A 12,907-nucleotide genomic window follows, 5' to 3' on the forward strand; every position below is an offset into this window, starting at 1 on the left:
TCAAAATAAGACTAAGCAGATAATTATTTTTTATAAACTTAGATTCTTAGTAGCTTAGCATCTCAGCAACTTTAAAAAATATGACAAAACAAAAAGTTTCTATTTTCTGGTTCAGACGTGATTTGCGTCTGGAAGACAATACGGCTTTGTACCACGCCCTGCAGTCTGAACAGCCTGTAATTCCGCTGTTTATTTTTGATACGAGTATTCTAAATAGTCTGCCAAAAAATGACGCTCGGGTTGGTTTTATACACGAATCACTCCAGAAAATAAATGACAAATTAAATAGCCTCGGAAGCTCGCTTTTAATAAAAAAAGGAACAACAATAGAGGTTTGGCAATCGCTTTTCGAAGAGTTTACCGTTTCGGCAGTTTTTTTGAATAAAGATTATGAGCCTTATGCCATAAAGAGAGATCTGGCAATTGAAACATTAGCAAAAGAGAATTGTGCTTCATTTTTTTCTTTCAAGGATCAAGTTATTTTTGAAGAAAAGGAAATCACTAAAGCAGATGGACTGCCTTATACTATTTACACTCCGTACAAAAATAAATGGCTGGAAAAATACAAATCAATGGCTCCGATTGCAGAATATAATACTGAAAATTATTTCTCTAATTTTTACAAAAACCTTTTTGATTTTCCAGCTTTAGAAGCAATAGGTTTTGAGGAAAGCAATATAAAAGTCAGACCTCATAATTTAACACAAATTGCAAATTACCATGAAACCCGCGATTTCCCTGCCGTTGATGGTACATCGTATCTTTCGCCTCATCTGCGTTTTGGAACAGTAAGCATTCGGAAGTTAGTGAATTGGGCAGTTCGCAAGAATGATGTTTTCCTGAGCGAATTGATTTGGAGGGAATTCTTTATGCAGATTTTATTTAGCTTTCCAAAAGTAGTAAGCGATAATTTCAAATCGGCTTATGATGGAATTCAATGGCGTAATGATGAAAAGGACTTCAAGCGATGGTGTACAGGAACTACGGGATATCCCATGGTCGATGCCGGAATGCGTCAGCTCAATGCAACGGGTTATATGCACAATCGGGTGCGCATGGTTGTGGCGAGTTTTTTATGCAAGCATCTGCTGATCAGCTGGCAATGGGGCGAAGCGTATTTTGCCGAAAAACTGCTGGATTATGATTTGTCGGCCAATGTAGGGAATTGGCAGTGGGCAGCAGGAACTGGTTGTGATGCAGCACCTTATTTTAGGGTTTTTAATCCCGATATACAGCTCAAAAAATTTGACGAAAAAGGAATTTACATCCGCCAATGGATTCCCGAATTTGATTTGGGTTACGGTCAGCCAATGATAGATCATGCATTTGCCAGAGATCGTGCAATAGCAGCATATAAAGCCGGAATTTTAAAATGATAATTGTGAACACATATTTTAAGTATAATTTGTGTATATACCCCTCACGTTTAACTTCTTATTAATACTGTTAAAAAAAGCATTGGCTTATATTTGTATGCAGTAATTGATTTCCTCAAATTTTTAAATTATGCAAAAAAATGTTTTAATAACAGGCGGTACCGGTTTTATCGGAAGGTATCTCACTGAAAAATTATTGGAAAGAGGTTATACAGTTTCAATACTTACCAGAGATAGTAAACCCAATACAGAAAAAATTTCCTATTATACCTGGGATATTGATGCGCAAAGTATTGATGAAAAGGCGATAGAAAATACCGATTATATCATTCATTTAGCCGGAGAAAATATTGCCGATGAAAGATGGACTTCCAAAAGGAAAGCTGCGATTCTAGACAGCAGAGTACAATCTTCAAAATTGATTTATGATACTTTAAAAAAGCTGAATAAAAGAATTGATGCTTTTGTTTCGGCTTCAGGTATTGGGTATTATGGGGCGGTCAACGGTGAAGGTATTTGTACAGAAGGCACGCTGCCAGCCGATGATTTTGTCGGAACAGTTTGTCAGGAATGGGAAAATTCTGCCGATTTGATGCTGGGATTGGGTATTCGTACTGTAAAAATACGTACTGGTCTGGTCTTGGGAAAAGATGAAGGGATTTTAAAAAAATTAAGCCCAGTTTTCAAAAAGGGTTTTGGCTGTGTTTTGGGTTCAGGAAAACAGTATATGCCTTGGATTCACGTGCATGACTTATGTATGATGTATATTGAAGCTATCGAAAATAAAAAAATGACAGGTTCTTATAATGCTACGATTAATGACAGCACGACAAATTTAATTTTCTCTAAGGCTTTGGCAAATTCTTTTGGTTTTTCTATTTGGCTGCCTAATGTTCCTGCTTTTTTAATCCGATTGATACTGGGAAAAAGAGCTGTACTGCTTTTGACAGGAAGAAGGGTTTCTTCGGATAAAGTTAAAAAATTAGGATTCAGATTTCAATTCAAAAATTTAAAAAAGGCATTAAAAACTAATGCAAAATAAAGGTCATGCTGTCTGCCTTTTGGCAAAAATGATTCTGCATCAAAATACTCCGTATATTTTAATTGCCTTACAGGTGCTGGATATTAATTTAAAACACAGTTGACTTGTGTATTCACTGTTTTTGAAATTTTTGCAATTACAATATTTGGGATTTCAATATTGAAATCATCCGTGTTTAATGCAAAATTGGAGTTTATTTGGATTCCGCTGCCTGCTTTTTTAATTTTTGCAAGAACAGTAATCATTCGGGATTGTCCATGAATTGTTATTTTTCCTTTTATAACGAAATCTTTCTCTTCTTCTGTGACTATTTTTAAATCAAATTTTTCGATAACTCCTTTAAAAGTAGCTTTAGAATAGCGGTCACTTTCCATGTAATTGCTATTGAAATGTTCCTGCATCAGATTTCTTTTGAATTGGAATTTTTTGATGACTGCTGTAAAAGTTATTTCGCTTTTATTTGGGACTAGTGTACAGTTCACATCGTCATTTTTAGCTTCTACAGCTTCAAATAACGGTACAGATGCTTCAAAGTAAATCACGCATTTGGATGAGCTAAATTTGTTTTGGGCATTAATGGGAAAAAGGACTAATAATATAGCTAATAGAGTAAATTTTTTCATAATCTTTTCTATTAAAGGTTGTACTTAAAGTTACGATTTTTTTACGAGGGGCAGTCTTAAAATTACGCCAAAAAAAATCCCAGTATCAAACTGTTTAAGCATTTGATACTGGTTTTTTTGATTAGATTTAATATGTTGAAAAAGAGGTGTTTTGACTCTTTTTTATGGATGCTGAAATTCTGTGCTTAAAAAAATGTTCTCAGCTGTATTCGCTTAGAATCCTAACAGTTTAGTTATACAGCATCTAAAAAAAACTAATCCAGATTAATCTGGATATTGTATTTTTTCAGGCCTTCCAAAGTTTCTTTTGAAGTATAATTGAAAACTTCCTGATGATAATCACGTTCTTTTTTTAAGGCAATTTGTTTTAATGAATTACAAAAACGCTTTACATCTTCAAAATTAGACAGTATTAAGCCTGGGACCGGCACGCTGTTGCCTTCATTGTCTTTGGCAACCATTGTGAAATAAGAAGAATTACAGTGTTTTTTTAATCCGGTCTGAATGTTTTCAGCTTCTACACGAATCCCAACAACCATAGAGCTTTTTCCAACATAATTTACAGAGGCTTTCATGGTCACAAGTTCACCAACTTCAATAGGTTTTAAAAAATTCACGGTATCTACAGAAGCCGTTACGCAGTAATTTCCGGAAAATTTAGACCCACAGGCAAATGCAATCTGGTCTAAGAGTGATAAAATATAGCCTCCGTGAATTTTTCCGCTGAAATTGGTATGTGAAGGCAGCATCAATACTGAAATACTGACATGTGATGAAGCAACTGTTTTGAAAATTTTGTCCATAGATTTATTTTTGGTGAAAAGACAAAAGCTGTCTTTAATTGTATTGGTTAAATAGAGTTGTTGGTATTGTTAGTTGTACAGAGTGTTTGTTTATGCTGTTTAATTTAAAAGAGAACTTTCATCAGTTTCTGCTCTTTTCAAAATGCTGTCCGGGAGTGCTTTTTTAGCTTTGGCTCCCATTTTTTTGAGTTTTTCGACGCTCGTGATGAGGTTTCCTTTTCCTTCTACGAGTTTATTCATGGCACCTTGATATTCGACTTTACTTTCGTCTATTTTTTTACCAATTTTGATTAAATCGGCAACAAAACCTTCAAATTTATCATATAATGCACCGGCTTGTCTTGCTATTTCAAATGCATTTTCCTGCTGTTTTTGGTTTGTCCACATACTGTCAATCGTGCGTAAGGTTGCCAATAGGGTAGAAGGTGTCACAATTACAATGTTTTTTTCGAAAGCTTTGTTGTATAACGTTTGATCTTCGTTTAGCGCCAATGCAAAAGCAGGTTCCATCGGTATAAAAAGCAAAACAAAGTCAGGGCTTTCTATCTGGTATAAATCGTAATAATTTTTGCTTCCTAGCTGATCCACATGATTTTTTATAGAATTGACATGTTCTCTTAAAAAGGTTTTCTTTAAAATTTCATCTTCTTCGTTAATAAATTTTTCATAGGCAGTTAAGGAAACTTTAGAATCGACAATCATCTTTTTGCCATCAGGAAGATTGATGACAACATCAGGAAAAACACGATTGCCTTCCTCTGTGGTGTGACTTTGCTGTACATAGTATTCTCTGTCTTTTTCTAATCCTGATTTTTCAAGTACCCGTTCCAAAACCAATTCACCCCAGTTGCCCTGCATTTTGCTGTCGCCTTTTAATGCTTTAGTCAGATTTAGGGTTTCTTTGCTCATTTGAGCATTCATTTCGCTTAAGCCTAGTATCTGCTGGCGTAAAGCGGCATGGTAGTCAATGCTTTCTTTGTGCGTGTCTTCTACCTTCTTTTCAAATAACTGAATTTTATCCTGCAGCGGTGTCAGGATATTTTTAATGTTTTCTTTGTTTTGCTCCGTAAATTTATTCGATTTTTCGTCTAATATTTTATTGGCAAGATTCTCAAATTCTTTGGTAAATTTTTCCTGTAGCTTTTCAACTTCATTTTTTTGTTCCTTGTTGCGTTCCCAAAGGTTTTCAAAATCGACTTCTTTTTTAGAAAGCTGAATGGCTAAACTGTCTTTTTCGTTTCGGATGTTTTCTTTTTCAGAATTGGATAATTCAAGTTGTTTTTCGAATGCATTTTTATCCAGTAAAAATTGTTCTTTTTGTTGAACCAATTGAGTATTCATAGCCGTTAATCGTTCTTCCAGACTTACTTTTTCTGATTGAAATCGAGCCGAAAAGATAAGTTTACCGATAAAAACACCTATCGCTAGTGCGAGGATAAAAACACCTAATAAAAGAAGAGTTGACAGCATAAATAATTCCTTTTTATAAAAATGTAAAAGTAAGCATTAATACGTAGTACTTAATTTTAAAAAATGAAATTTCACGAATTATTGCGAATCCAACGCTAAATGAACATTTTTTTTGCCATCACGCAACCTTTTACTAAATGCGTCATCTTAGTAGTATATAAATTAATTAAAAATAAATATGAAACGTTTTATTTTAGCAGCTCTTGCGGCTTTCAGTTTTTATTCCTGTACAGATACGATGGACAATGGTGATGCACAAAATTGCGGTAATGTTAGAAATGTTGCTTTTGAGAATTTTGTTTACTGCGGTCAGTTAAAAGAAAATCCAACAAAGCCTATTTATGTACTGATAAACTCAAATGAAGAACTGCTGAAACAGTTTACTTTTTGCGATCCTTTTGGGCCTATGCCTGATTTTACTCAAAAAAGAATATTAGGGCTATTATCAGGATCAAAACCATCGAGCGGCTATGATATAAAAATTCAGTCTGTTATTGAAAATGACTGCGAAATCCTAGTGGAGTATTCTGAAAGAGAACCAAAAAGTGATGAAGGTGTATTAACCGTTATTACATATCCTTCGGATTTTGTTGTGCTTCCAAAATCGAATAAGCCTATTTTATTTAGAAAAATAAATCCAATTAATAACTACATAATCGTTGGAACATACTTTGGTGAATGTACGGGGAGTGACTGCTTTCAGTTCTATAAAATTGAAGCTTACAAAGTAATTAAATATCCAAAAGCATATAATTTTCCAGTCCAATTTAATCAGACTGATTATAAAGCATTAGTTTACTCTGATGATTTAGCAGGTCTTTATTCAAAAATTCCAGCCGAAATAAAAAGTTTAAAAGGACAGACCAAAACATTTGGATCACCAGATGCTCATGATCAAGGAGGTACTTATCTGGAGTGGAGCGAGGCAGGTGTTGTTACTAAAATATATTTGGACAATGACAATACTGCAGATCAGACTGCGGGAATAATTGCGCTTAAGAAGGTGATTCAGGATAAAATAACTCTCCTAAAAACCAAATCTTAAACGTATTACATTTTAATCCTAAAACCCAGATTCATAGTTGAAATCTGGGTTAAAAAGGTTTCGTTATTTACAAAAAAAGGAGATTGCTCAAAATGGTTTCTGATGTGTTTTTAAAATAAAATAAATACTAATTTTTATGAAGAAAATATTTTTTATTCTTTTTATAATTTTTACTGTTTCTTCCTGTACCTATGAAAATTCCGGTTTTAGACGAATTTCCAAAGAAGAAGCAATGCAGGGCTGGGCTTGGAAAATTTTCATTTTTACAGATGAAGGAGAGTTTCAACCTGCTGAATCAGAAGTGAATAAAAATGATAAACATATCAAAGAGAACCCTATTTTTGTAAAGGATATTTGGAAAATGAATTCCAAGGAGTATCATTTTTTTAAAAATCATCAATTAGCAGTCAAGGAAGAAGCCGATAATACCATTTTGGAACAGACCAAAAGAAATCGATAAATACCAAAATAAGAATTCTTGAAGGATAACATAGACCAGTATATTAGAAAATGTGTCGAAAATGACCGGGAAGCTCAACTGAAAATATATCAGCTGTTTTCTCCTGTGCTTTATGGACTGTGCCTAAAATATATGCGGAATGAAGATGATGCAAAAGATGTTTTTCAGGAAGCCTTTGTTATTGCCTTTCAAAAAATCGAACAGTATAAATTTCAAGGGAGTTTTGAAGGCTGGATCAAGCGGATTTTCATCAATAAATTATTAGAAACATTAAAGAAAAAGAAAAAGGGAGTCCTGTTTTTAGACACATTTGATACTAATATCGCTGAAGAAGAAGAATTAGAATTAGAACCAATTGAACAAGAAAAATTACTGGAATATATACAGGAACTGCCAGATCAATACCGTATGGTTTTTAATTTATATGTTTTTGAAAAAATGAAGCATAGAGAAATTGCAGCATTACTTGAAATAAGTGAAGGTACATCCAAATCAAATTTTAATAGAGCCAAAAATATTTTAAAGAAAAAAATTTTGACGGTTCTAAATTCTAAAACAGCATGAAATTGAAATTCTGTCAGGTACAATAAAGAAAGACCCGACTGATTTCAAAATAAATAATAACGCATGAAAAATAAAGAAGCAAAATCTATTTTTTCTTCATTGGAGAACTTTTCAAGTACTCCGCCGCCAGAGTTATGGGATAAAATAGAAGCTCAATTAGATAAGCCTAAAAAGAAAAAGCGGCTGGTTGTCTGGTGGTGGACAGCGGCGTGTTTAGTGGCAGGGCTTTCGCTTCCGGCAATTTGGTACGCTAATTCTGGGCAGGGGAATAATCAGGAATTAATTATTGGAAATAATGCTAATGAAGTTGTTTTGCAAAACGATTCAAAAAACAGCAGTGGCAATAATAAGAAGGCAGGTGCAGATGAAAGTACTGTTGGAAAAACATCTTTTGAGAAAAAAAACAATAGTGCTGATAAAATTAAGAATGAAAATTTGAACACCAAAGAAACTGGTATTTCTTTGGCTAGCACAAATTCTGTAACTGTCAAAAAAACGCCCGAAATTATATATAAAATAAATAATTCAAAGAGAGTTAAGAATTCAAATGAAGAAAAAAATAATCAGCTGATTGCTGCTAATAATGCTAAATCACAGTCGAATGCAGCGGCTGTCAATAAAAATCAAACATCTAATAGTTATCAAGCGGTTTCTATTAACGGAATGAATAATTTTTCTGCAGGCAGTACAAGTGAAAATGCCAAAACGATTGCAGTTTCTGAAAATAATGCTATTTCTGGTTCGAAGCAAAATAAAGAAAGTGTTCAGACTGTGAGTCCTAAACCAGAACTGATTAATAAAAAGGATGAGGTTTACGGATTGAATTCCAATACAGCAATTGCCGAAAATACTAAAACGAACGATTCAATTAGTAAAATAAAAAATGAAGTTGCTCAATTAGAAAATGCTTTGGCTGACTTGGATAAAGATAAAACTAAGAAAAAAACAAGTCCGGAAGTTATTGATAAATGGTCGCTTAAAGTTTTTGCGGGAGTAATGGGGTCCGAAAATTTTAACAATGACAAAGCTTTAGGAAACACTGTAGCTTCAAAACAATCCAATGGCTATGGGGTAAAGACAAACTATAAACTGAATAAAAAATGGGGAGTAAGTTCCGGTTTCAAGATTAATGAACTTGGACAAAAAATAAATGGAGTTGCTTATTATGAGCGGGGCAATACAGCTGATTTTGCTTCAGGGGCATTGCCTACCAACGGACCTTTGGAAAGTACTGTAAAAAGTAATATAGTTTTGGTTTCCAATAATGAGAATTATTTATTTGCCTCAAGTTCTAAATCCAGTACAGGTTTTGAAACAGGAAATGTGACTCAGAATTTAAAATATTTCGAAATGCCGTTAGAGGTTTCTTATTCTCTTTTAAGCAAAAAGAAAACCAATATTAGTATGAATACAGGTGGTTTTGTCGGTAAATTAATTGCTAATGATGTTATATTAAACGGGAGCTCAATTGGTGAGAATAAAAACGTAAATGATTTTGTTTACGGTACGGTATTGAGCAGTACACTGCAGTATGAATTCCTTAAAAAAACTTATTTTTTCATCGAACCAGGAATGAATTACTACATTAATCCTTTAGAAAATCAATCCTTCAATCAATTTCAATGGATGTTTAATATTGGTATAAACGTATCTTTTTAATTTTTGCAATAATTATTTAATGTGGTATTTAGAATTTTAATTGCAGTAGTGCCGGGTTTTTAATCCGGCATTTTACATTATAAAAAGGATAATAGGATTATTGAATTATTTATGTCTAATTAGGGTAACTATGCTTTGTATTTATGTAGTAAATGCTTGTAATTGGCTGTTTATCTGTTTTTTTTATGATTAAAAAGAATCTATAAATTAGAAATTAAATTTATCAATATCATATTCAAAATGGATGAATATATAATCAAAATAACAAGATTTTTAGAGTGATTTTTTAGCTTATAAACAAAATCCGAAAGACTTAATTGTTAAGGACTGCGGATTTGAGGTATACTATATTAGTTTTTTTTCGTTAAGAAAATAAATATCACCTGTAGCTGCAAATACAGATCAAAAGGATGCTTTGTTTTGAAAACAGAATGTGTTGCAAAAAAAAGGTCTTGATTTGAGTCAAGACCTTTTTGTATTATTTTAAAAAATGAATTTATTTAAAATTCCATCCTAATGTTATCCCAAAAGCCACAGGTTTAATTTTAGCATCTTTATCAGTACTGTACAATCCATTAGGTTTTCTATCAGATACAGATGTTTGGTTATAACCAATATAGGATTCATTCTTGTTTTGGTCTAAAATTGTACCATATCCACTTTCCAGGAACAGGGCTGCATACAACGAATTTTTCGCTGCCATATCAAATGTAAATCCTAACTCAAAAGAACTCATTATAATTCCTTTAGTTTCATACTTTCCAGATGATGAATAATTATTCTGACGGCCAAAACCATATTCTGGTAAATCGTCAATAGTCAGGTTTACATCTGGATAATAAGCACTGCCATTTGCGTAATCCGCTGTTGCTTTGAATTTATAATTTACAGGTAAGAAATATTTAGCTCCAGCTCTAAAATTAAAATCAATACCCTCATTAATATTTGTTTTATATTGGACAAAAAGAGGGATTTGCAGAGCATGTAAAGTTTGTTTTTCTATATAATTGCTGGTAGTAACGTTATAAATAAATGCCGAAGTGGAAACATCAACTTCGAAAGTAGAAAGTATTGCAGAAGACTGAGACAAAGAAACTTCTTGTTTGTATTGTGAAAACTCTAGCCCTGAACCAATACCAAAATGTGTATTTAAAGAGTAGATATAACCTGCTTTTACAGCTCCGCCAAGGCGATAACCTGCTTGTGTGCCAGTAACATCACTCTTAATATTCCCTACTCCGGACTGTATACCTACATAAAACTGTGCAGCTATTCCTTGGGAAATTAAGAAAGCTATAGTTCCAATTATGTTTTTAATATTGAATTTCATAGATGTAAAATTTATTTTTTAGTGACCTTACATGTTATCGCCTTTTTACTCATTTGTTTTTGTTCACTCAAACTTGTTGTTAATGACGACTTCATACTTGTTTTAAATTAGAATAATCCATCCCCATTCATTAAAAATGAGGATGTCATATTCTATAAATTATTTTAATTTCTCACTAAAAGGTTTTTAGTAAAATATTTACCATTTGTTAAGGTCATTTTTACAATATAAATTCCCTCAACACTTGGAGCTATCATGTCAATAGTATTTTGACTTGTGTTAATAGTAGTTAGTAAGTTACCAGTTAAATTATAAACCTCAATACGCGCATTTTGTAATCTGTTTGTACTAACATTCGTTATCAATTGGAAACTCGCATTACTTCTAACAGGGTTTGGAACAATTCTTATGTACTCTTCTTCTATTGTAGGAGATAAAGTCAAGGTACAGGTTGTAATTAATGTTCCGTCTAGTTTTGTTGCTACTGCATAATAAGTTCCATTCAAAGGACCACTTTCTTTGAAATATTGTGAAGTTTGTCCAGAAACTAAAACCCCATTTTTATACCAGCTATACAATTTAAAACTCTTAGAACTATTGTCAAAGAATATAATATTTTCAAATTGTTTTCTAATCAGGTTAGGCTGACTAGATACTACTGGTAAAACAACTGCCGGAGCTGCATTGTAATTTATGTTTCCTGGTTGCGAAGCTGTAATAGCTGCAGACCCATAATTTTGGAAAATTACTGAATTATTTGAAACAGTAGCAATGTTAGTATTAGAAGAAGTATAATTTACTGCTAAACCACTATTAGCAACGGCAGTCAAAACAATACTAGTTTCTCCATTACAGCCTAATCCCAAAGTCTGATTCCAGGTAATTACCTGATCTGCTTTCGTAATAGTAAAATCTTTGCTTATATAAGTAATGCTATAGTTAGTACCAGCACTTAAGGTACCTTGTGTGATAGCGTAAACGCCCACATTCACTCCAGCAGCTCTTGTTAAAGCACCAGTAAAGGCATCACTACCTACCAAACTTGGCGAAACAGTATAAGTAAAAACAGGGTCTGTTGTTCCATATACTTTGGTTTGTGAAGTATTTGCTGTAACTGTGATAGGTTTTGCCGTAATAGTAAAATCTTTGCTTACATAAGTAATGCTATAGTTAGTACCAGCACTTAAGGTACCTTGTGTTATAGCGTAAACACCCACATTCACTCCAGCAGCTCTTGTTAAAGCACCAGTAAAGGCATCACTACCTACCAAACTTGGCGAAACAGTATAAGCAAAAACAGGATCTGTTGTTCCATATACTTTGGTTTGTGAAGTATTTGCTGTTACTGTAATTGGTTTTGCAGTAATAGTAAAATCTTTGCTTAAATAAGTAATGCTATAGTTAGTACCAGCACTTAAGGTACCTTGGTTAATAGCATAAGTTCCAATGTTTTCTCCGGAAACTCTTGTTAAAGCACCAGTAAAGGCATCACTACCTACCAAACTTGGCGAAACTGTATACGCAAAAACAGGATCTGTTGTTCCGTACACTTTTGTTTGCGATGCAGTTGCTGTTACTGTAATTGGTTTGGCAGTAATAGCAAAGTTAGCCCCTGCGTAACTAATTGTATAATTAGAACCGGCAGTCAAACTTCCTTGGTTAATAGCATAAGTTCCAATGTTTTCTCCGGCAGCTCTTGTTAAAGCACCAGTAAAGGCATCACTACCTACTAAACTTGGCGAAACAGTATAGGCAAAAACAGGATCTGTAGTTCCGTACACTTTTGTTTGCGATGCAGTTGCCGTTACTGTAATTGGTTTGGCAGTAATAGCAAAGTTAGCACCAACATAAGTAATTAAATACTTAGCCCCTGCTGAAAGCGAACCTTGATTAATAGCATAATTACCAATATTTTCACCACTAACTCTTGTTAAAGATCCTGTGAATGAATCTCCCGAAAGCAAACTTGGTGATACTGTATAAGTTAAAACAGGATCACTCTCCCCATATATTTTAGTTTGAGAAGGTGTTGCAGTTACCGTAATTGGAATTTGATTTAATTTCAGGACATAATTATAGGTAGCTGTACAATTATTAGCATCAGTAGCGGTAACAGTAAAATTACTATCAGCAATTTGAGTTGAAATACCTGTTATCTGTCCAGCTGTTGATAGCGAAAAACCAGAAGGCAGACTTCCTGCTGTAATTGCATACGTTTTAGGGTCTGTTCCTCCTGAAGCTACTATAGTTTGACTATATCCAGTATTGTAATCATAACCAGATAAAATTGTTGTTGTGAAATTTATAGCCGTAGGCTGTGTTATGGTAAAGTTTTTTGTGATTTGACAATTGTTGGCATCCGTGATGGTACAGGTGTAAGTGCCAACAGCCAATCCTGTAGTCGTAGCAGCCGTTCCACCAGATGGAGCCCATGAATAGGTATATCCGCCAGCACCACCAGCAGCAGTTACCGAAGCCGACCCGTTAGTTTCACCGTTACAAGCCACGTTGGTTTGCGAAGTAGTTGCGGTAATT

At 33.7% G+C, this 12,907-nt stretch carries 11 protein-coding genes; 6 read left to right on the forward strand and 5 right to left on the reverse strand.

The features are described from left to right. Positions 1 to 80: 80 nt before the first annotated feature. Positions 81 to 1,376, forward strand: a complete 1,296-nt coding sequence (locus IRZ80_RS20275) for a cryptochrome/photolyase family protein (protein ID WP_194644105.1) — start codon at positions 81 to 83, stop codon at positions 1,374 to 1,376. Positions 1,377 to 1,506: 130 nt separating this feature from the next. After that, on the forward strand, positions 1,507 to 2,418 hold the full coding sequence (locus tag IRZ80_RS20280; RefSeq protein WP_194644107.1) for a TIGR01777 family oxidoreductase: 912 nt from the start codon (positions 1,507 to 1,509) through the stop codon (positions 2,416 to 2,418). Between the two features lie 83 nt (positions 2,419 to 2,501). Here the strand turns inward: IRZ80_RS20280 and IRZ80_RS20285 are convergent, their stop codons facing one another. The 3 genes from IRZ80_RS20285 to rmuC all read right to left on the reverse strand — a co-directional run bounded on the left by IRZ80_RS20285 (position 2,502) and on the right by rmuC (position 5,314). Next, a complete protein-coding gene (locus IRZ80_RS20285) occupies positions 2,502 to 3,041 on the reverse strand; it encodes a YceI family protein (protein WP_194644108.1) in 540 nt (179 codons plus the stop codon). 254 nt (positions 3,042 to 3,295) lie between these two features. Continuing rightward, a complete protein-coding gene (locus IRZ80_RS20290) occupies positions 3,296 to 3,844 on the reverse strand; it encodes an acyl-CoA thioesterase (RefSeq protein WP_194644110.1) in 549 nt (182 codons plus the stop codon). Positions 3,845 to 3,943: 99 nt separating this feature from the next. Further along, on the reverse strand, positions 3,944 to 5,314 hold the full coding sequence (gene rmuC, locus IRZ80_RS20295) for a DNA recombination protein RmuC (protein WP_194644112.1): 1,371 nt from the start codon (positions 5,312 to 5,314) through the stop codon (positions 3,944 to 3,946). 178 nt (positions 5,315 to 5,492) lie between these two features. Here rmuC and IRZ80_RS20300 point away from each other — a divergent pair, with 178 nt between their 5' ends. The 4 genes from IRZ80_RS20300 to IRZ80_RS20315 all read left to right on the forward strand — a co-directional run bounded on the left by IRZ80_RS20300 (position 5,493) and on the right by IRZ80_RS20315 (position 9,042). Next, positions 5,493 to 6,359, forward strand: coding sequence for a protease complex subunit PrcB family protein (locus IRZ80_RS20300; RefSeq protein ID WP_194644114.1), 867 nt, complete (start codon positions 5,493 to 5,495; stop codon positions 6,357 to 6,359). 136 nt (positions 6,360 to 6,495) lie between these two features. Further along, a complete protein-coding gene (locus tag IRZ80_RS20305) occupies positions 6,496 to 6,819 on the forward strand; it encodes a lipoprotein (protein ID WP_194644117.1) in 324 nt (107 codons plus the stop codon). Positions 6,820 to 6,837: 18 nt separating this feature from the next. Next, complete coding sequence (locus tag IRZ80_RS20310) at positions 6,838 to 7,383, forward strand: RNA polymerase sigma factor (RefSeq protein ID WP_194644118.1); 546 nt, start codon at positions 6,838 to 6,840, stop codon at positions 7,381 to 7,383. A 63-nt stretch (positions 7,384 to 7,446) separates the two neighbouring features. Continuing rightward, entirely contained in the window at positions 7,447 to 9,042 is a 1,596-nt protein-coding gene (locus tag IRZ80_RS20315; RefSeq protein ID WP_194644120.1) for a hypothetical protein, read from the forward strand. Positions 9,043 to 9,538: 496 nt separating this feature from the next. Here IRZ80_RS20315 and IRZ80_RS20320 read toward each other — a convergent pair whose 3' ends face one another. Together IRZ80_RS20320 and IRZ80_RS20325 are read right to left on the reverse strand one after the other, a co-directional pair. Beyond that, a complete protein-coding gene (locus IRZ80_RS20320) occupies positions 9,539 to 10,372 on the reverse strand; it encodes an outer membrane beta-barrel protein (RefSeq protein ID WP_194644122.1) in 834 nt (277 codons plus the stop codon). Between the two features lie 164 nt (positions 10,373 to 10,536). Continuing rightward, a partial coding sequence (locus tag IRZ80_RS20325) for an MBG domain-containing protein (protein ID WP_194644124.1) occupies positions 10,537 to 12,907 on the reverse strand: 2,371 nt, incomplete at its 5' end.

Source organism: Flavobacterium sp. HJJ (assembly GCF_015351475.1).
Taxonomy (GTDB): domain Bacteria; phylum Bacteroidota; class Bacteroidia; order Flavobacteriales; family Flavobacteriaceae; genus Flavobacterium; species Flavobacterium marginilacus.